Genomic DNA, 19,689 nt, shown 5'->3' on the forward strand with positions numbered 1-19,689 from the left:
CCGGCTACAGGAAGGTGTGGCCCTCTCCCCGGTACGTGGGGACGGTCGCCGTCACCGTGTCGCCCTCGATCAGGTGCAGCGCGTCGAACCGCTCGCACAGCTCCCCGGCCTTCGCGTGCCGGAACCACACCTTGTCGCCGATGAGCAGGTCGTCCGCGGGGGCGCCGAGCAGCGGCGTCTGCACCTCGCCGGGGCCCTCCTGGGGGTCGTAGCGCAGCCCCTCCGGGAGGTGGGGGACCGGCAGCCGGTCGGGGCCCGGGGCGCCCGAGGCCGGGTAGCCGCCGCCGAGCACCGTGACGACCCCGACGCCCGGCCTGCGCACGACCGGGTGGGCGAAGAGCGCGGCCGGACGCCCGCTGAACGACGTGTAGTTGTCGAACAGCCGGGGGACGTACAGCCCGGAGCCCGCCGCGATCTCGGTGACCGCGTCCTCGGCGGCCGTGTGCTGCACACTGCCCGTGCCGCCGCCGTTGACGTACTCCAGGCCGGGCGCCACGGCCCGTACGGCACGGACCACCTCGGCGCGCCGCTGCGCGAGCTCCTTGCGGGCGGTGGCCTGCATGAGCCTGACCGCACGCGACCGGAAGGGCCGCCCCGCGACGGCGTCACCGACGCCCGCGATGTGCCCCTCGTACGCCATGATCCCCACCAGCCTGAATCCGGGCCGGCGGACCACGGCGCGGGCCAGGTCGGCGACCTGGGCGGGCGAGTGCAGCGGCGAGCGCAGCGCCCCGACCCGCACCCGGCCGCCGAGCAGTTTGAGGGAGGTGTCCAACTCCAGGCAGACGCGCACGACTTCGGTGCCGCCCCGGCGGGCCTCGTCGATCAGGCGGAGCTGGGCGGGGTCGTCGACCATGACGGTGACGGCGGCGGCGAGCTTGGGGTCGGAGGTCAGCTCGGCGAAGCCCTGGGTGTCCGCCGAGGGGTAGGCGAGCAGGATGTCGTCGAAGCCGGAGCGGGCCAGCCAGATCGACTCGGCGAGAGTGAAGGACATGATCCCCGCGAAGCCGTCCCGCCCCAGGACGCGCTCGAGCAGGGCGCGGCAGCGCACCGACTTGCTGGCGACCCGGATCGGCTTGCCGCCGGCCCTGCGGACGAGATCGTCCGCGTTCGCGTCGAAGGCCTCCAGATCCACGATCGCGAGAGGGGCGTCGAGGTGAGCGGTGGCCCGGTCGTACCGGGCCCGGTCTGCGGCGCGGGCAGTCATGGCCGAAGCCTGCCAGACTCCATTACCGCAGGGTAGGGGGATGTTCCGGGCAGATGCCCCGGAGGCGCGGACTGGTTCCCTCTCTGCCCACGTCAACCCGTAGAGTGACGCGCACGCAGGGAGGAACGACCTTGTCCGGGCGGGTCGTGCCCGGGATGACGGTCCGTCGGTACGGGTATGGGTGCTCGTGACGGGTGAGTCGCCGAGGTGGTTTCTTCCGTACACGTGAACGGCCCGGCGGACTCCGGGCCGAGTTGGTTGCCCGGGTACGAGGAAACGGGGGGTGCATGAGCACGGAAGCGCGCCGCGCCTCCATTCCGCCACGCCCGGCCACCCCACCCCGCCCGGCACAGCCACCGGGAGCGGCCCCCGAGGAGGCAGGGTCTCCCGAGGTGCCGCCGCAGAGGTCCGAAGCGCCGCCCGCGGGAGGCGCCACGCCGCCACCGCGTCCGGTGACGCCACCGCGGCCCGAGCAGTCCCCCGAGCGTGGGGGCGGGGTACCGCCCCGCCCGAACTACCTTCCCTCGGGCGCCACTTGGCGGCCGCGCCCGGCCCAGCCGCCCGTGGGCGGCGAGCCCTGGACGCTGCCGGACCCGCAGGACACGCCCGCCGCCACCGCCCCGGGGCCCCATAGGACGACCCCGTCCGTGGTCGGCGAGCCCTGGGCCCTCCCCGACTCCGGGGACCTGCCCCCGCGCCGCCCGGCGGAGCGCCCCACCACGGCGGATGCCGCCCCGCGCGCACCCCGGCAGGGCCGTCCGTCGTCGGCGGACGGCACCATGACACCGCCCCGCCCGGGCGCCGCCTCCCAGCGGCCGATACCGGCCGGGTCCTCCGGGGACCCGGCCTCGCACCCGGCCGGTGAGCGGCGTTCACCGGCGGCGCTGGGTACGTCCACTGCCGGGACACCGCGTGCGGGCGGCGAGTCCCGTACCCCGTCGTCGCCCGATGCCTCTGCCACCGGGACCTCCCGCTCGGGCGCCGCCGCGGCGCCCCGCGCGGGCGGTGGTTCCCAGCGGCCGGTGCCGACCGATTCCCCCGCGGACGCGGTCCCGCGTCCGGGAGAGGCGCCCGGCTCCCGTGGGCCGCAGGCATCCCGCGCCTCCGGCGATGTCACGGCACACCCCGGTGACGGCGGTACCCGGGCGTCGCGGCCCTTCCGGCTCCCGCGCGACCCGAAGCCGTCGTCGGGGTCCTCCTCCGCCGGTACGGCGCCCTCGTCGGCGCCGGGTGCCGCCGACGCCCCGGAGTCCCCGCGCCACGAGCCGACGCACCCCGACTTCCCCGGCCGGCGCACCACTCCCGCGTCCCCACCCCCGCCTCCGGCCTCCGCCCGTTTTCCCGACGCCCCGCCGGCCGGTCGGCACCCCGGCGTGCCGCACCCCGGCCCGGCCCGGCGGACGCCCGTACCCGAGGACGGGATCACGGAGACGACCAGGCGGCTGCGCTCCATCCCCACGGAGCGGCCCGTCGAACCGCCCGCCCCCGCGAGCCCGGCCTTCGGCACGGCACGCCCCTACGTGTCGTTCGCGGAGCCGGAGACCTACGACGACGCCCTCACGCGCCCGCGCCACGGCGGCGGGCGCACCCGGCCCCGGGCGGCCGCGGCCGCCGCCTGTGTCGTGCTGGGCCTCGGCCTCATCGGCGGCGCGGTGGCCGGGAGCTGGCTGACCGGCGACGGTACGGGCGCGGACGGTACGAGCAGCGCCTTCGTGGCGGCCGGAAGCCTGTGGCACAGCGTGCCCGTGGACCAGCTCTTCCCGCCCACCGTGCAGGGCCAGGGCGCGGGCCCCGGCGGCGCCGACCGCACCTGGACCCGGCTCGCCGTCGCCCCGGACAGCGGCTGTGCGAACGCCTTCGACCCGCTCCTGAGCAAGGCCCTCGCCCCGGCCGGCTGTCTGCGGCTGCTGCGTGCCACCTACACGGACGCGACCCGCAGTCAGGTCACCACCGTGGGCCTGCTGTTCACCAAGGCGGACCCGGCGGCCATGACCGCGCTGAAGAACCGTTTCCAGCGGGAAGGTCTCGACCGGCGCACCGATCTGATGCCCCGTCCGTACGCCGTCAAGGGCACCGCCGCCACCGGGTTCGGCGACGCACAGCGCGCGTCCTGGAAGGTGTCGATCCTCACCGACGCCCCCGTGGTCGTCTACGCCGTCTCCGGCTTCGCCGACGGCCGTATCGTCACCGCTCCGCAGCCCGCCGCGGACGCCGTCAAGCCCGGTGTGACCACGGCCCCGGCCCAGGCGGGCCTGGGCCACGACGCACAGGGCCTCGCCGACCGCATCGAGCGCAGCCTGCGCAAGACCGTCGGCTCGGCCACGGAGAAGCCGTCATGACCCGCAAGGCCCCCACGAGCGAGCGCACCCGCAAGGCCCCCCGCAGGGCCACCCAGCGGGCCAGAGCCCTGAGCGTCCTGCTGGCCGCCTCCCTCGCCCTGCTCCCGTCCACCGCCGCGCACGCCGACGGCATACGCGCCCAGGAGTGGGCCCTCGACGCGATGCACACCCAGCAGGCGTGGCGCACCACGAAGGGCCAGGGCATCACGGTCGCGGTCCTCGACACGGGCGTGGACGACCAGCATCCGGACCTGGCCGGCAACGTCCTCGCCGGCAAGGACATGGTCGGCTTCGGGGCGCAGCGCGGTGACCGCGCGTGGGCCCGGCACGGCACCGCGATGGCCGGGATCATCGCCGGTCACGGGCACGGCGTCGGCAACGGCGACGGGGTCCTGGGCATCGCCCCCGAGGCGAAGATCCTCCCTGTCCGCGTCATCCTCGAAGACGGCGACTCGGCTCGTACGAGGGCCCGCAACACCCGTGGCAACGCGCTCGCCGAGGGCATCCGCTGGGCCACCGACCACGGCGCCGACGTCATCAACCTCTCCCTCGGCGACGACTCCAAGTCCGCGCATCCCGAGCCCGCCGAGGACGCGGCCGTCCAGTACGCCCTGAAGAAGGGCGCGGTCGTCGTCGCCTCGGCCGGCAACGGCGGCGAGAAGGGCGACCACATCTCGTACCCGGCGGCCTACCCGGGCGTGATCGCGGCCACGGCAGTCGACCAGAACGGCACCCACGCCTCGTTCTCCACCCGCCGCTGGTACGCCACCGTCAGCGCCCCCGGCGTCGACGTCGTCATCGCCGACCCGGACGACAGGTACTACGAGGGCTGGGGCACCAGCGCCGCCTCCGCGTTCGTCTCCGGCGCGGTCGCGCTCATCAAGGCGGCCCATCCGGGCCTGTCCCCGGCGCAGATCAAGAAGCTTCTGGAGGACACCGCCCGCAACGCCCCCAGCGGCGGCCGGGACGACTCCCGCGGCTTCGGCTTCATCGACCCCGCGGCCGCCATCAAGGCCGCCGGCCGTCTCAAGCCGGACAGCACCCACGCGGCGGCGTACGGCAAGAAGTACTTCGGTAAGGGCCCCGACGCCGTCAAGGACGACAACCAGCCGTCCGGCTGGGTGGGCCCGGCGGCGGGCGGCGCGGGCGTGCTCCTGCTGGCCGCGTCGGTGATCCTGTGGCGAGGCCGCAGGTTCTCGGGGCGGGACGTGTCCGGCGAGACGCTGTAGGAGAGGCGCGGGGCTGTGACATGTGCGGCTCCGCCACGTGGGCGCGCCCAGCCGCAACCGACCCGCAGCCGAACGGACAACCCGAACCATTACGGCCCCCCGATACGGCCCCTCGAATTCACGCGGAGCCGAACGCGGCCACCGCCGCCTTCGCCGCCGCCTCCACCACCGAGATCCCCTTGGTCTTGGTCGTGTTGCCGTTGGACAGCGTCGCCACCAGATACTCGTCCCCGTCGACAGTGACACGCCCGATGCTGTTGATGTCCCACAGCCCGGTCGAACTCCGCGCCAGCCACCCGTTCTTGAGGGCCCACCCGGTGCCGTCGGCCGCCGCCGACACCCCCCAGTGCTGATCGGCGGCGATCTCGCCCATCAGCCCCTGGAGATAGGTGCGCGAGGCCTTGCTGAGTTTCGAGTCGTCGCCGAACACCTGCTGGAGCAGCGTGAGTTGGTCGGCGGCCGTGGTCTGGGTCAGCCCCCACAGCGCACCGTCCCCGCCGACGGTGGCGGTCAGCCCGAACCGCTCGTTCGCGGCGTCGAGACCGTCCGCCTGCCCGATGATGTCCCACAGCGCGGACGCAGACGCGTTGTCACTGTTCGTGATCATCGCGGTGGCGTACTTCTTCTCCGTCGCCGTCAGATGCCGGTCCGCGTCCTGCGCCTGGAGCAGCAGTGCCGCGAGGATGTCGACCTTGACGATGCTGGCCGTGTCGAAGGCCCCCTCGCCGTAGGCGGCGCTCTCGCCGGAGGCGATGTCGGACACCGCGACCGACACCTCGGCCCCGTCCTCCAGGGTCAGGGCCCTCATCGCCTTGGCGAGCAGGGCGTCCCGGTCCGCCACGGGTTCCACCGATGCCTCCTGGCTGGGGGACGACGACGCGGCCGACGCCGAGGACGAGGTACCCGGCGGTGCTGAGGAGGAGGATACGAGGCCCCCGCGGTCGTGCGCCTGTGCCTTCACATACACGGCACCCGCCGCCGTACCGCCCACGAGGACGGCACAAGCCACCACGGTGTGGAGAAGGGTCCTGCGTCCGGAGGGGCGGGTGCGACGCCGACGAGCTCTGTGAGGGGCCATCCCGCGATGCTCGGGGCGGTGCCTGTGCCCGGCGTTAGACGAATGTTAGAGACATGTCAGCGAAAGCTGAGAATCCCGTGAAAGCCGTCACCGTCAGGTTTCCGGGCCCGCACAAGCCCAGCAGCATCCCCCCGATAGGGTCGGGGACCGTGGCGAACAAGAACATTCCCGACTCCGGCTTCTCCGACGACGACGGCTCCGCAGATCCCCGGCTGAGCGCGGCGCTCGCGGCCTGGGCCGAGGACCGCACCGCAGTAGGACCGGTCCTGGAGGCGCTCAAGGGCGCCCGGCTCCTCGTGCCCGTCGTGGCCGTCCTGGGTGAGGTCGAGGAGGACGAGAACGGGCTGCGTCACGAGAAGACCAGCGACATGGCGGTGCCGACCCTGAAGGCCGGCCACCGCACGGCCCTGCCCGCCTTCACCTCCACCGAGTCGCTGGCCCGCTGGGACCCGCAGGCCCGCCCCGTCGCCGTACCCCTGTACCAGGCGCTGCAGGCCGCCGCGCACGAGAAGGCCGACACGGTCGTCCTCGACCTGGCCGGTCCGGTGCCGTACGAGCTGACGGGCTCGGCGCTGCTCGCCCTCGCGGAGGGGCGTACGACGGCGGACCCGCTCGCCGATCCCGCCGTGGTCGAGGCGGTACGCGCCGCCGTGGCCGCCGAGCCCGCCGTGCTCCGCGCCCACCTGGGCCCCGGCCAGGCGGACGGCACCCTCGCGCTCGTACTGGACCCGTCCGCCGCCCCGGCCGAGGCCGCTCGCGCGCTCGCCGAGCGGCTCGCCGCCGACGAAACACTGAGGGCCCGCCTGGTGCGCGGCCTCGACCTGGCACTGCTGCCGGCCGGGACGACGCCACCGGGCGAGCCCTTGTTCGTACGGGGTGGTCGTTAGGTACAGGCGAAACCAGGGCCTGTCCGGCGGATCAGGTTCTAGGACCTGTCCGGCCGGGCTGGTCCTAGCCGTAGACCGGGCCCGTGTACTTCTCGCCCGGGCCCTGGCCCAGCTCGTCCGGGACGAGCGACGCCTCGCGGAACGCCAGCTGCAGCGACTTGAGGCCGTCGCGCAGCGGGGACGCGTGGAAGGAGCTGATCTCGGTCGCGCTCGCGTCGAGCAGCCCGGCCAGCGCGTGGATCAGCTTGCGCGCCTCGTCGAGGTCCTTGTACTTGTCGCCCTCCTCGGTCAGACCGAGCTTCACGGCGGCGGCGCTCATCAGGTTGACGGCGACCGTGACGAGGACCTCGACCGCGGGGACCTCGGCGATGTCGCGGGTCATGCTGTCGAAGTCGGGGTTCTGGGGAGGGGTGTCACTCATGTCCCACACGATAGGCCCCGGCACACCGGCACCCGTCCGCGGGAGCGGGGGGGGGCGCTCGGTTAGCGCGGGCCCGGGGGAGCTGCTAACCTTGTGTAACGACCGGCCGGATGCGCCCCGACGTATGTCAGCGTGCTCGGCCCACAAGTGGAGGCTCCGATCTCCCACCCGACCGTCCTCACGGATGGCGGGTCACCCGGTCAGGCGGCCACCACCGTTCCGTACGGACGGTGGAGTCGCCCGAATGTGCGCCCCGCGGTTCACCGTGGTGGTGCTCCGGTATTCCATGGAGCCCCGCCTGTGTACCGTCCGGGGCATTTTTCGTGCCCCGCGGTGGTTGGTCCACATGTCATCAGAGACATACGCGGCTGTCCGCCAGACCGCCGTGTGGTGCTACCGAGGAGGATCCATCAGCACCGAGCCCCGCATCAACGACCGGATTCGCGTTCCCGAGGTGCGACTTGTCGGTCCCAGCGGCGAGCAGGTCGGGATTGTTCCGCTTGCCAAGGCGCTGGAGCTTGCGCAGGAGTACGACCTCGACCTGGTCGAGGTGGCGGCGAGCGCGCGTCCGCCGGTCTGCAAGCTCATGGACTACGGAAAGTTCAAGTACGAGTCGGCCATGAAGGCCCGTGAGGCGCGCAAGAACCAGGCGCACACGGTCATCAAGGAAATGAAGCTCCGGCCGAAGATCGACCCGCACGACTACGACACCAAAAAGGGTCACGTCGTCCGGTTCCTCAAGCAGGGCGACAAGGTCAAGATCACGATCATGTTCCGCGGTCGCGAGCAGTCCAGGCCGGAGCTCGGCTACCGACTGCTGCAGCGTCTGGCTTCGGACGTCGAGGACCTCGGGTTCATCGAGTCGAACCCGAAGCAGGACGGCCGAAACATGATCATGGTTCTCGGTCCGCACAAGAAGAAGACCGAGGCGATGGCTGAGGCCCGTGAGGCCCAGGCGGCTCGTAAGGCAGAAGCGAAGGCCAATCCCGGTCGCTCGCAGAACGCCGCCGACGGTGAGATCGCCGATGGTGAGATCGCCGAGGGCGAGTCCGCCGACGTCGAGGCCGCCGAGGTCGAGACCGCCGAGGCCCCGGCCGAGGCTTCCGCCGAGGCCTGATCCCAGGGTGAAGGCTCCGGGGAGTCCGGGACGACAGTCCATGGAGTCCCCGGGACATGAGTCCAGGGATGTCAATCGATACATACATGACGTTCCACCGTGCCCGGTTTAACGACCGGGCACCGGAACGCCACTGACGAGGAGAGAACGGCGCTATGCCGAAGAACAAGTCGCACAGCGGTGCCAGCAAGCGCTTCAAGGTCACCGGCTCCGGCAAGGTGCTCCGTGAGCGCGCCGGCAAGCGCCACCTGCTCGAGCACAAGTCGTCGCGCCTGACGCGCCGCCTCACCGGCAACGCCGAGATGGCCCCGGGCGACGCCAAGAAGATCAAGAAGCTTCTCGGCAAGTGACGTCGGGCGCGCACCGCGCGCCTGATCTCCGACCGGGACCCAATCGATTTCGGGCTGTGTGACGACAACCACAGCCCCGCTACAAGGAGTTAACAAGTGGCACGCGTCAAGCGGGCAGTCAACGCCCACAAGAAGCGCCGGGCGATCCTCGAGGCGGCCTCCGGCTACCGCGGTCAGCGTTCGCGCCTGTACCGCAAGGCCAAGGAGCAGGTCACCCACTCGCTGGTCTACAACTACAACGACCGCAAGAAGCGCAAGGGCGACTTCCGTCAGCTGTGGATCCAGCGCATCAACGCCGCTGCCCGCGCCAACGGCATCACGTACAACCGCTTCATCCAGGGTCTGAAGGCCGCGAACATCGAGGTCGACCGCAAGATCCTGGCCGAGCTGGCCGTGAACGACGCCGGTGCGTTCGCCGCGCTGGTCGAGGTCGCGCAGAAGGCGCTGCCGTCGGACGTCAACGCGCCGAAGGCCGCGTGACGCTCGCGCTCGCCTGAGCCGTACGCGGCTGTGGACCCGCTTGCCTCACGGCTTGCGGGTCCCGGTGCGTTTGGGCTCCGCCGGCCGATCGAGACACGCTGCGCGTCGGCGATGTCGGTTCGGCACCGCCGGATTCCGCCGTCGCGGCTGAGCGCCCCTGCGGCGGGAGAATCCCCGGCCGGGGCGGCACCGAACGCCACGCATGACGTGACGTGTCCGGTGCCCCCGACGGGGAGGCGAAGCTCGCTTGCGGTGCCAGAGGCATCCGGCCGGGAACACCCAGCCGGGCGGCCCCGGGCCCGACGGCGGGACTCAGACCCCGCCGAGGCGGTGTGCCGGGCCGTCGGCGCCCGTCGAAGCCAAGCCGGACCGTGCGCCCGGCCTGGCCCGTCGAAGTTCCGCCGGGCCGTGTGCCTGGCCTGGCTCGTCGAAAGTTCTGCCGGGCCGTGCGCTTGGCCTGGCCCGTCGAAGTTCTGCCGGACCGAACGCCCGGCCCGGCTCGTCGAAAGCTCTGCCGGACCGTGCGTTCGGCTCCGCCGGGACCGTGGTCATCGGACGTCGGCCGGTGACGGCACGGCGGCTTGCCGCTCCGGCCCCCCCGGAGCCCCGCCCCCCGCCGCAGTCGGCACGGACACACAGGTCCCGCTCTCCTCGTCTTCGCCGAGGGGACCCGGCTCCACCCCGCCCCTCAAGCCGCCCCTCCGCAACCCCCTGAGGTGACCCCATGTCCGCCGCCCCCGAGCTGATCTCCCCGCGCTCGCCTCGCGTGTCCGCCGCGCGGCGACTGGCCCGGCGGAACTTCCGGGGCAAGGAGCGGCTCTTCCTCGCCGAGGGACCGCAGGCCGTGCGCGAGGCGGCGGCGCACCACGTCGACGAGGCGGCCACCCTCGTCGAGCTGTTCGCGACCGTCGAGGCCGCGGAGCGCTACGCCGACATCGTCGGGGAGGCCCGGACCGCCGGAGCACGGGTGCACCTCGCCGACGAGGACGTGATCGCCGACATCTCGACCACCGTCACCCCGCAGGGGCTCGTCGGGATCTGCCGGTTCCTCGACACCCCCTTCGAGGAGATCCTCGCGGCGCGGCCCAGGCTCGTCGCCGTTCTCGCGCACGTCCGCGACCCCGGGAACGCCGGCACGGTGCTGCGGTGCGCCGACGCCGCCGGCGCCGAGGCCGTCGTACTGACCGACGCGTCCGTCGACCTGTACAACCCCAAGGCCGTACGGGCCTCGGTCGGTTCCCTCTTTCACCTGCCGGTGGCCGTCGGTGTGCCCGTGGAGGCAGCCGTGCGAGGCCTCAAGGACGCCGGCGTACGGATCCTCGCCGCCGACGGCGCGGGCGAGGACGACCTCGACGACGAACTCGACAAGGGGACCATGGGCGGCCCCACCGCCTGGGTTTTCGGCAACGAGGCCTGGGGGCTCCCGGAGGAGACGCGCGCGCTGGCGGATGCCGTCGTGCGCGTACCGATCCACGGAAAGGCCGAGAGTCTGAACCTCGCGACGGCCGCCGCCGTATGTCTCTACGCGTCCGCCCGTGCACAGCGCGCCTCCGGAGGGTGCCGCTCCGTCACCGACAGCTAGTAGGGTGACGGGCTCGGGGGCCCACTGCGCCAGACGAGAGGTGGGATACGGGGATGGGTGTCGGCACGAGCGGTGCGAAGAGCGCACCGCGCGCACGAGACGTGCGCGACACGCCTGCGCCCCGGCGCGCCGATCAGCGCGACGATCGACTCGATGCCGATCACGGTGCCGATCATGATGTCGATCACGATGCCGGTCTCGGGTCAGGACCGGGAGTCGAACTCGACCCCGACGATCTGCCCGACGGACTCGTCATCGCCGACGAGAACGGCCGGGTCGTCTGCTTCAACGCCGCCGCCGCCCGCATCACCGCCGTCCCCGCCACCGCCGCCCTCGGACGCCATCTGGAGTCGGCCCTTCCGCTGGAGGACCTCGAGGGCCGTCGCTGGTGGCAGCTGACCGATCCCTACGGCGGCCTCGCGATCCGGGTCGGACAGCCCGAGCGGAATCTGCTGCTCCCGGGGGGACGGGAGGTGCTCGTCTCCGCGCGATACGTACGCACCGCGCCCACCGGCCCCGTCCGCCGCGTCGTCGTCTCGCTGCGCGACACCGAAGCCCGTCGCCGCACCGAGCGCAGCCACGCCGAGCTGATCGCCACGGTCGCCCACGAGCTGCGCTCCCCGCTCACCTCGGTCAAGGGCTTCACCGCCACCCTGCTCGCCAAGTGGGAACGCTTCACCGACGACCAGAAGAAACTCATGCTGGAGACCGTCGACGCCGACGCCGACCGGGTCACCCGGCTCATCGCCGAGCTGCTCGACATCTCCCGCATCGACTCCGGCCGTCTCGAGGTGCGCCGCCAGCCCGTCGACATCGGCGCCGCGGTCGGCCGCCACATCCAGGCGTACGTCACCTCCGGCCAGCCCGCCGACCGCTTCCTGCTGCGTATCGAGCAGCCCCTGCCGCCCCTGTGGGCCGACCCGGACAAGATCGACCAGGTGCTCAGCAACCTGCTCGAAAACGCGGTGCGGCACGGCGAGGGAACCGTCACTATTGACGTCACGCCCTCGGCGTCCCCGCGTGAGCGCGAGGACGGCGAGAACGTAGCCACGTCGGTCACCGTGAGCGACGAGGGCACCGGCATCCCGGAGGAATCCATGAACCGCGTCTTCACCCGCTTCTGGCGGGGCAGCAAGCGCGGTGGCACAGGCCTCGGGCTGTACATCGTCAAGGGCATCGTCGAGGCCCACGGCGGCACCATCACGGTCGGCCGCGCCCCCGGCGGCGGCGCCGAGTTCCGATTTACGTTGCCCGTGGGCACCCCGGCGTACCTGCTGTAACGCCGAAGAGGCCCCACGGGCGCAGCCGTACCGGAGCCACCCCTCGGACTGCGCGTCCGAGGTCGGCTCCCACCCCGTTAGACTCGGCCTTTGGCACCTTTGCGTCCCCGTTTCAGGGACCATGCGTCCCCCGAGTCGGGACGGGGACCATCCGCCAGCCAACCGGAAGCACGGGAAGAGATGTCGGCACCGAATAAGTCGTACGACCCTGTAGAGGTCGAGGCCTTGAAACCGGAAGAGATCGAGCGCATGCGGGACGAGGCGCTCGCCGCCTTCGCCGCCGCCGGTGACCTCGACGCGCTCCAGGAGGCCAAGGTCGCCCACACCGGCGGCGCCTCGCCGCTGGCCCTCGCCAACCGCGAGATCGGCGCCCTGCCCCCGCACGCCAAGGCCGCCGCGGGCAAGCTGGTCGGCCAGGCGCGAGGCGCGGTGAACAAGGCCCTCGGCGCCCGCCAGGCCGAGCTGGAGGCCGAGCGCGACGCCCGGGTGCTGGTCGAGGAGGCGGTGGACGTCACGCTGCCCTACGACCGTGTACCCGCCGGCGCCCGCCACCCGCTGACCACCATGATGGAGCGCGTCGCCGACGTCTTCGTGTCCATGGGATACGAGATCGCCGAGGGCCCCGAGGTCGAGGCGGAGTGGTTCAACTTCGACGCCCTGAACTTCACGCCCGACCACCCGGCCCGGCAGATGCAGGACACCTTCTTCGTCGAGGGCCCGACGGGCGACCACGGCGAGTCCGGTGTCGTGCTGCGCACCCACACCTCGCCCGTGCAGGCCCGCGCCATGCTCGACCGCGAGCCCCCGGTCTACGTCGTCTGCCCCGGCCGGGTGTTCCGCACGGACGAGCTGGACGCCACGCACACCCCGGTCTTCCACCAGATCGAGCTCCTCGCCGTCGACGAGGGCCTGACCATGGCCGACCTCAAGGGCACCCTCGACCACATGGTCCAGTCGCTCTTCGGCGCCGACATGAAGACCCGGCTGCGCCCGAACTACTTCCCCTTCACCGAGCCGTCCGCCGAGATGGACATGCTCTGCTACGTCTGCAAGGGCGAGTCCGTCGGCAACCCCGACCGCCCCTGCCGTACCTGCTCCTCCGAGGGCTGGATCGAGCTGGGCGGCTGCGGCATGGTCAACCCGCGGGTGCTGGTCGCCTGTGGCGTCGACCCGGAGAAGTACAGCGGATTCGCCTTCGGGTTCGGCATCGAGCGGATGCTGATGTTCCGCCACAACGTCGAAGACATGCGAGACATGGTCGAGGGTGACGTCCGGTTCACCCGGCCGTTCGGGATGGAGATCTGATGCGGGTCCCGCTTTCTTGGCTGCGGGAGTACGTCGACCTGCCGGCGACGGAGACCGGCCGCGACGTCCAGGCCAAGCTCATTTCGGCAGGCCTCGAGGTCGAGACCGTCGAGCAGCTCGGCGCCGACCTCAAGGGCCCCCTGGTCGTCGGCCAGGTGCGGTCCATCGAGGAGCTGGAGGGCTTCAAGAAGCCCATCCGCTTCTGCCTGGTCGACGTCGGCACCGCCAACGGCACCGGTGAGCTCCAGGAGATCGTCTGCGGCGCCCGCAACTTCTCCGTCGGCGACAAGGTCGTCGTGGTCCTGCCGGGTGCCGTGCTGCCCGGCAACTTCGCGATCGCCGCGCGCAAGACGTACGGCAGGACCTCGCACGGCATGATCTGCTCCGGCGACGAGCTGGGCATGGGCGACGACGGCAGCGGCGGCATCATCGTGCTGCCGCCGGAGGTCGAGGTCGCCACCGACGCGATCGAGCTGCTCGAGCTCGTCGACGAGGTCCTCGACATCGCCGTCACGCCCGACCGCGGCTACGCCCTGTCGATGCGCGGCGTGGCCCGTGAGGCCGCCATCGCCTACGGCCTGCCGCTGCGCGACCCCGCGCTGCTCGACGTACCGGCCCCGAACGCGTTCGGCTACCCGGTGCAGGTCTCCGACCCGATGGGCTGCGACCGCTTCACCGCGCGCACGGTGACCGGCCTCGACCCCGAGGCCCACTCCCCGATCTGGCTGCGCCGCCGCCTCCAGAAGGCGGGCATGCGCCCGATCTCGCTCGCCGTCGACATCACCAACTACGTGATGCTGGAGGTCGGCCAGCCGCTGCACGCGTACGACCGCACCCGCGTCCAGGGCGCGATCGGTGTGCGCAGGGCCGAGCAGGGCGAGAAGCTCACCACCCTCGACGGTGTCACGCGCACGCTCGACGCCGGGGACCTGGTCATCACCGACGACCGCGGCCCCATCGGCCTCGCGGGTGTCATGGGTGGCGCCAACACCGAGATCGACGACACCGAGGGCACCACCACCGAGGTCGTCATCGAGGCCGCGCACTTCGACGCGCTCTCCATCGCGCGCACGGCCCGCCGTCACAAGCTGGCCTCCGAGGCGTCCAAGCGCTTCGAGCGCGGCGCCGACCCGCAGGCCACCTCGGCCGCCGCCCAGCGCACGGTCGACCTCCTCGTCCTCCTCGCCGGCGGCACCGCCGACGCCGGGGTCACCGAGGTCATCGCGCCCTCCGCGCCGCACAGCATCACCATCCCGGCGAACCACCCGGACAAGGTGGCCGGTGTCGACTACGGCCGCGAGACCGTCGTACGCCGACTCCAGCAGGTCGGCTGTGACGTCTACGGGCAGGACGAGCTGATCGTCACCGTGCCGTCCTGGCGGCCCGACCTGACGGACCCGAACGACCTGGCCGAAGAGGTCATCCGCCTGGAGGGCTACGAGAACCTGCCCTCGACCCTGCCGAAGCCCCCCGCGGGCCTGGGCCTGACCGGCCGGCAGCGGCTGCACCGCCGGATCGGCCGCGTGCTGGCCGGCGCCGGATACGTCGAGGCGCTGAACTACCCGTTCATCGGCGAGCACGTCTTCGACCAGCTCGCCCTCGCCGCCGACGACCCGAAGCGCAAGGTCGTCAAGCTCGTCAACCCGCTCTCCGACGAGGAGCCCGCGCTCCGTACGACGCTGCTGCCGGGCCTGCTCCACGCCCTGCGCCGCAACGACGGCCGCGGCAGCCACGACCTGGCGCTCTTCGAGACCGGCCTGGTCTTCCAGCCGCAGGACGAACTGCGCGTCGCGGGCCGCCTGCCCGTCGACCGACGTCCCACCGACGAGGAGATCGCGTCCCTCACGGCCGCGCTCCCCGTCCAGCCCCGGCACGCCGCCGTCGTCCTCGCGGGCGCCCGCGAGCAGGCCGGCTGGTGGGGCAAGGGCCGCCCGGCCGACTGGGCCGACGCGATCGAGGCGGCGCGCTCGCTGGCCCGCGAGGCGGGGACCGAACTCCTCGTCCGCTCCGGCCAGTACGGGCCGTGGCACCCGGGCCGCTGCGCCGAGCTGATCGTCGTCGTCGACGGCCAGGAGAAGGTCATCGGGTACGCCGGTGAGCTGCACCCCGGCGTCCTGAAGACCCTGGGTCTGCCCGCGCGCACCTGCGCGATGGAGCTCGACCTGGACGCGCTGGAGGAGGCGAGCGCGGGCCTCCCCAAGGGCCCGAAGATCTCGACCTTCCCGGTCGCCACCCAGGACGTGGCCCTGGTCGTCGACAAGACCGTCCCGCACGTGGACGTCGAGGCGGCGCTGCGCGAGGGCGCGGGTGAACTCCTGGAGTCCATCCGGCTGTTCGACGTCTACGAGAACGACGAGCAGCTCGGCGAGGGCAAGAAGTCCCTGGCCTACGCGCTGCGGTTCCGTTCCGACGACCGCACGCTGACCGTCGACGAGGCCTCCGCGGCGCGTGACGCGGCCGTGGCGCTCGCCGCTGGGCGCACGGGGGCGGTGCTGCGGGGTTAGCTCCGCTGGTTGTACCGGGGAACTGCGGGTTGTTCGTCGGCTGCGAGTGTGTCGTGGCCGGGCGCGCAGTTCCCCGCGCCCCTTTGGGGCGCTTTCCCCCGGCCGACCTGCATAAATGCAGGTGTCCGAAGCTGTGTCACTCATTCGGGTGGCAAGGCGGGGCGATCTGGCCCGATCGGGGCATGCGGTCGACAGAATCGGACCGGCCTCTTGGAGGTCATCTGCGCTGTCAGGGCCTATTGGGGGGCCAATCGGCATGATCCGTATCAAGGCTGGGGCTCCCCGCAGGGCGACGTCCCGGACGAATTCGCGGGGGCCGGCCCGGGCGGGCCTTCGGGCGCGGCGCCGGGGGAGTGGTCTGCGGGCCGGGCTCGTCCGGGCGGTGCGCCGGGACAGTCCCCGAGCGCGACCGGACCGGCCGGTTCACGGCGGCGGGCCGCCGGACGTTTTCGACCGGACGGAGCGCCGGGCCGAGCGGCGGTCCCTGCGGCGGGCACTGAGTCTGGGGCTGCCCACCGCCTGGGGCGCGATCGCCGTCACGTACAGGATGACCTGCCCGCTCGCCCAGCGGGACGGGCTCGAGGCGCGGATCGTCACCAGCGCCGTCTTCTTCGCCGTCGGCACGGGGCTGATCCTCCACGTCAGACGGGCGCTGCTGCGGGAGCTGAGACAGATCCGCAAGGTCGCGGGCGCCGCCCAGAGCGTGCTGCTGCGACCGCTGCCTCCGCGCATCGACGGTCTGAGCATCGCCGCGGCCCAGCTCTCCGCGGACCGCGGCGCGAACATCGGCGGCGACCTGTACGAGGTGATCGCCACCGAGCACGGCGTACGGATCGTCATGGGTGACGTCCGTGGACACGGCCTCGGCGCCCTCGCAACCGTCGCCGCCGTCCTCGGCAGCTTCCGCGAGGCCGTGCACGACGAGCTCGAACTCGCCGGTGTGCTCCGGCGGCTGGAACGCGCCCTGGCCCGGCACCTGCGCGAGCGGGCGCGCGCCGAACACCCCTCGGCGGGCCTGGACCCCGACAGCCCGGTCGCCGAGGAGTTCGTCACCGTACTGCTCCTGGAGATCCGCGACGACGGCGAGGTGTACGCCCTCAACTGCGGTCACCCGGCGCCGTATCGGCTCGGCGCAGGCCGCGTGGAACCACTCACGGGAGCCGAACCGCTGCCCCCGCTCGGCCCGTTCCCGCTCCCCGCCGAACTGGCGGCCACCCGGTGCGGCCGGCTCCTCCCCGACGAGGCCCTGTTCCTGCACACCGACGGAGTGGACGACGCCCGCGACACCCACGGCCGTTTCTTTCCGCTGCCCGCCACGCTCGCCGAGGCCGTCCGCACCCAGCCGCTCTCTCCGCAGGCTGTGCTCAGGGCCGTCTTCACCCGCCTGCTGCGCCACACCGGTGGCAGACCGGCAGACGACGTGGCCGTACTGATCCTCCGCAACGACCGCGACCGCGTCCCGACACAGCAGGGCCACTCCGCAGCGCATCAGGTCACGCGAGCACAAGGCCTTTAGGGGCGCGGGGCGGTGACATCGCGCGGCTCCGCCGCGTGGGCGCGACCAGCCACAACGTACTTGCCGCCGACGCACAACCCGCAGTGACCCCGCGCAGCCGGCGGAGCCGTCCGCCCCGCCACGGAGTGTCGGGCAGGCAGCTGGGCGGACGGCGCGGATTCGGGCCGCCGCACTGTACGAGGGGGAGCCGGCGGCCCGGCCGGCCTCTTGCGAGGCATTTCAGTCAACCGGCAAGAAACACTGCGCGACAGCGCGCGCACCCTGCGGATACGGGCATTCCGTTCACACCCCGTGTGAAGAGGGACCCACGAGCGAGAGGGACGGATTACTCTGACCGCACTGTCGCCACCGAGCCACCCGGGGGCCCGAATGCAGCCCAACACTCTGCTCGACGCGATACTCGACGAGGCCGGCATCTCGCACGCCGGGCTCGCCGCGCACGTCAACCAGGCGGGGAGGGCACGCGGCCTCGCGCTCAGATACGAACACACGGCCGTGGCACGGTGGTTGAAGGGCCAGCGTCCACGTGGCCAAGTGCCGGACCTGATCTGCGAAGTGCTCGCGGGGCGCCTGCACCGGCCCGTCACGCTCGACGACATCGGCCTCGGCGTGCCCGGCGAGCCGTCCGCCCCGCACGCCACCTCGCTCTCCGGCTTCGTGGAGCGTGCCACCGCCCTGTGGCGCTCCGACGAACAGCAGCGCCCGCATCTGCTCGGGGCCCCGGCGGTCACGGGGACGCCCGCCGTGATGCCCGTGTGGGAGTGGGAGAACCCGCCCGAGGACGTGGACGTCTCACGCGGCGGCCGCCACCACGTGAGCATGGCCGACATCGAGATGCTGCGCGCGGCCCGCGCCCACTACGAGCAGATGTACCGCAAGGCGGGCGGGGTGGCGACCCGCAGCCGGATCGTCGGTTTCCTCAACGCGGAGACCGCGCCCCTGCTGCGCGGCAGCTACCCCGACGCCACCGGCCGCCAGCTCCACCGAGCGACGGGCGGCCTGGTCGCCATCGCGGGCATCTGCGCCTACGACTCCGACGCGCACGGGCTCGCCCAGCGCTACTTCCATCAGGCACTGCGGCTGGCGAAGGCCAGCGGGGACCGGGGTCTTGGGGCGTACGTCATAGCTCTGCTGGTCAACCAGGCACTGTTCATGCGCGAGCACCGGCAGGCCGTCGCCTTCGCGGAGGCCGCGCTGCGCGCCGCGGGGCGGCACATCACCCCGGCGCTCGCCTCGGACCTCTACGCGATGCAGGCGAAGGCGTACGCACACCTCGGCGACGGCAGCAGCGCGCTGTCCTGCATTCGGCGTGCCGAACAGGCCGCCGAGCGCATCCGGCGCGGTTACGAACCCGATGAGACCGGCTATGTCCAGCCCGGTCTGGTCAACGTACAGGTGGCGGAGGCACTGCTGAGCCTCGGTGACCTGGTGGCCGCGGCGGCGCACGCCGAGGCGGCCGTGGACACTCCGGCGCACGACCGGGGGCGCGTGCACCGTCTCGCGATGCTCAGTCAGATCGAGCTGCGCCAGGGGAATGCCGACAAGGCGGTGGCCACCGCCGTCCAAATGGCCGAGCAGGCCCGGGGGATGGAGTCCCAGCGGCTGCGCGACAGACTGCGCGCGGTACGCGAACACCTGGTGCGCAGCGGCTGTGCGGGCACGGCCGAGGCCGCCGAACTCATCGACGGAGCACTGCGCGTACCGCTCTAGACCACCGATCCCCACCGCCGCACCGTGCACTGTGCGCTGCTGTGCGCCTGCTGTCAGGACGCTCCTGCTGCGATATTGCCATCTACTCGGCGGAAGGTGGCAGAACCGTGCAGTGGACGAAACAGAACGAACAAACTGTGTACGCAAACCGCTGGTTCAGCGTCAATCTCGCAGATGTCGAGCTGCCGGACGGTCGGCACCTCGATCACTTTTTGATACGGCTGCGTCCCGTGGCCGTGGCCACGGTGGTGAACGAGGCCAATGAGGTGCTGCTCCTGTGGCGGCACCGCTTCATCACCGACAGCTGGGGCTGGGAACTCGCGGCGGGCGTCGTCGAGGACGGCGAGGACATCGCCGTCGCGGCGGCCCGCGAACTCGAGGAGGAGACCGGCTGGCGACCGGGACCCCTGCGCCATCTGATGAGCGTCGAGCCCTCCAACGGGCTCACCGACGCCCGGCACCACATCTTCTGGGCCGACGAAGGCGCGTACATCGGACACCCCGTGGACGACTTCGAGTCCGACCGTCGGGAATGGGTTCCCTTGAAGCTCGTTCCCGACATGGTCGCCCGCGGCGAGGTCCCGGCCGCCAATATGGCTGCCGCGCTACTCCTCCTGCATCACCTCAGGCTCGGGCAGGACGCGTTGCCCCGATCCATCCCTCCACGGCGTCCTGAACGCTAGT

Annotated in this window: 16 protein-coding genes; 13 read left to right on the plus strand and 3 right to left on the minus strand. The window is 72.3% G+C overall.

Annotated features, from left to right (window positions below):
* Positions 1–4: 4 nt before the first annotated feature.
* A complete protein-coding gene (locus tag OG568_RS39015) occupies positions 5–1,207 on the minus strand; it encodes an amino acid deaminase/aldolase (protein ID WP_329534933.1) in 1,203 nt (400 codons plus the stop codon).
* A 287-nt stretch (positions 1,208–1,494) separates the two neighbouring features.
* On the opposite strand from OG568_RS39015, the gene OG568_RS39020 reads away from it, so the two are divergent.
* Positions 1,495–3,546 (plus strand): hypothetical protein, encoded by a 2,052-nt coding sequence (locus OG568_RS39020; RefSeq protein ID WP_329534934.1) that lies wholly within the window; start codon positions 1,495–1,497, stop codon positions 3,544–3,546.
* Positions 3,543–4,775: a type VII secretion-associated serine protease mycosin gene (gene mycP, locus OG568_RS39025; protein WP_329534935.1), complete on the plus strand. Its 1,233-nt coding sequence runs from the start codon at positions 3,543–3,545 to the stop codon at positions 4,773–4,775. Before OG568_RS39020 ends, mycP begins: the two co-directional genes overlap by 4 nt.
* Before the next feature lie 118 nt (positions 4,776–4,893).
* Here the strand turns inward: mycP and OG568_RS39030 are convergent, their stop codons facing one another.
* Entirely contained in the window at positions 4,894–5,853 is a 960-nt protein-coding gene (locus OG568_RS39030; protein WP_329534936.1) for a serine hydrolase, read from the minus strand.
* A gap of 149 nt (positions 5,854–6,002) precedes the next feature.
* Between OG568_RS39030 and OG568_RS39035 the strand changes: the two genes are divergently transcribed.
* Entirely contained in the window at positions 6,003–6,740 is a 738-nt protein-coding gene (locus tag OG568_RS39035; RefSeq protein ID WP_329534937.1) for an SseB family protein, read from the plus strand.
* Positions 6,741–6,804: 64 nt separating this feature from the next.
* On the opposite strand, the gene OG568_RS39040 is transcribed toward OG568_RS39035, so the two are convergent.
* Complete coding sequence (locus OG568_RS39040) at positions 6,805–7,161, minus strand: DUF1844 domain-containing protein (protein ID WP_266416063.1); 357 nt, start codon at positions 7,159–7,161, stop codon at positions 6,805–6,807.
* Between the two features lie 385 nt (positions 7,162–7,546).
* Here OG568_RS39040 and infC point away from each other — a divergent pair, with 385 nt between their 5' ends.
* From infC to OG568_RS39090, 10 genes are all read left to right on the plus strand, one after another.
* On the plus strand, positions 7,547–8,278 hold the full coding sequence (gene infC / locus OG568_RS39045) for a translation initiation factor IF-3 (protein WP_329536575.1): 732 nt from the start codon (positions 7,547–7,549) through the stop codon (positions 8,276–8,278).
* 155 nt (positions 8,279–8,433) lie between these two features.
* The gene (gene rpmI / locus OG568_RS39050; RefSeq protein WP_007829094.1) at positions 8,434–8,628 is read left to right on the plus strand and encodes a 50S ribosomal protein L35; all 195 of its coding nucleotides are present in this window, start codon (positions 8,434–8,436) and stop codon (positions 8,626–8,628) included.
* A 96-nt stretch (positions 8,629–8,724) separates the two neighbouring features.
* Positions 8,725–9,108, plus strand: a complete 384-nt coding sequence (gene rplT / locus OG568_RS39055) for a 50S ribosomal protein L20 (protein WP_054236131.1) — start codon at positions 8,725–8,727, stop codon at positions 9,106–9,108.
* A gap of 724 nt (positions 9,109–9,832) precedes the next feature.
* Positions 9,833–10,690 carry a TrmH family RNA methyltransferase gene (locus tag OG568_RS39060; RefSeq protein WP_266416080.1) on the plus strand — a complete coding sequence of 286 codons (858 nt, stop codon included), beginning with the start codon at positions 9,833–9,835 and terminating at the stop codon, positions 10,688–10,690.
* Positions 10,691–10,743: 53 nt separating this feature from the next.
* Positions 10,744–11,970, plus strand: a complete 1,227-nt coding sequence (locus tag OG568_RS39065) for a sensor histidine kinase (protein WP_329534938.1) — start codon at positions 10,744–10,746, stop codon at positions 11,968–11,970.
* A 180-nt stretch (positions 11,971–12,150) separates the two neighbouring features.
* Entirely contained in the window at positions 12,151–13,275 is a 1,125-nt protein-coding gene (gene pheS, locus OG568_RS39070; protein WP_266416085.1) for a phenylalanine--tRNA ligase subunit alpha, read from the plus strand.
* Entirely contained in the window at positions 13,275–15,779 is a 2,505-nt protein-coding gene (gene pheT, locus OG568_RS39075) for a phenylalanine--tRNA ligase subunit beta (RefSeq protein WP_329534940.1), read from the plus strand. Before pheS ends, pheT begins: the two co-directional genes overlap by 1 nt.
* Positions 15,780–16,326: 547 nt before the next feature.
* On the plus strand, positions 16,327–17,295 hold the full coding sequence (locus OG568_RS39080) for a PP2C family protein-serine/threonine phosphatase (RefSeq protein ID WP_329536576.1): 969 nt from the start codon (positions 16,327–16,329) through the stop codon (positions 17,293–17,295).
* 369 nt (positions 17,296–17,664) lie between these two features.
* Entirely contained in the window at positions 17,665–19,005 is a 1,341-nt protein-coding gene (locus OG568_RS39085) for a transcriptional regulator (RefSeq protein ID WP_266416090.1), read from the plus strand.
* A 107-nt stretch (positions 19,006–19,112) separates the two neighbouring features.
* On the plus strand, positions 19,113–19,688 hold the full coding sequence (locus tag OG568_RS39090) for an NUDIX hydrolase (protein WP_067365642.1): 576 nt from the start codon (positions 19,113–19,115) through the stop codon (positions 19,686–19,688).
* The last annotated feature ends 1 nt before the right edge of the window (position 19,689 follow it).

Origin of the sequence: Streptomyces sp. NBC_01450 (assembly GCF_036227505.1) — a bacterium.
GTDB lineage: Bacteria > Actinomycetota > Actinomycetes > Streptomycetales > Streptomycetaceae > Streptomyces.

Coding starts and splice junctions, on each gene's coding strand:
- OG568_RS39015 (WP_329534933.1), bottom strand. CDS start 1,207: ATGACTGCCCGCGCCGCAGACCGGGCCCGGTACGACCGGGCCACCGCT.
- OG568_RS39020 (WP_329534934.1), top strand. CDS start 1,495: ATGAGCACGGAAGCGCGCCGCGCCTCCATTCCGCCACGCCCGGCCACC.
- mycP (WP_329534935.1), top strand. CDS start 3,543: ATGACCCGCAAGGCCCCCACGAGCGAGCGCACCCGCAAGGCCCCCCGC.
- OG568_RS39030 (WP_329534936.1), bottom strand. CDS start 5,853: ATGGCCCCTCACAGAGCTCGTCGGCGTCGCACCCGCCCCTCCGGACGC.
- OG568_RS39040 (WP_266416063.1), bottom strand. CDS start 7,161: ATGAGTGACACCCCTCCCCAGAACCCCGACTTCGACAGCATGACCCGC.
- rpmI (WP_007829094.1), top strand. CDS start 8,434: ATGCCGAAGAACAAGTCGCACAGCGGTGCCAGCAAGCGCTTCAAGGTC.
- OG568_RS39060 (WP_266416080.1), top strand. CDS start 9,833: ATGTCCGCCGCCCCCGAGCTGATCTCCCCGCGCTCGCCTCGCGTGTCC.
- OG568_RS39065 (WP_329534938.1), top strand. CDS start 10,744: ATGGGTGTCGGCACGAGCGGTGCGAAGAGCGCACCGCGCGCACGAGAC.
- pheS (WP_266416085.1), top strand. CDS start 12,151: ATGTCGGCACCGAATAAGTCGTACGACCCTGTAGAGGTCGAGGCCTTG.
- pheT (WP_329534940.1), top strand. CDS start 13,275: ATGCGGGTCCCGCTTTCTTGGCTGCGGGAGTACGTCGACCTGCCGGCG.
- OG568_RS39080 (WP_329536576.1), top strand. CDS start 16,327: ATGACCTGCCCGCTCGCCCAGCGGGACGGGCTCGAGGCGCGGATCGTC.
- OG568_RS39085 (WP_266416090.1), top strand. CDS start 17,665: ATGCAGCCCAACACTCTGCTCGACGCGATACTCGACGAGGCCGGCATC.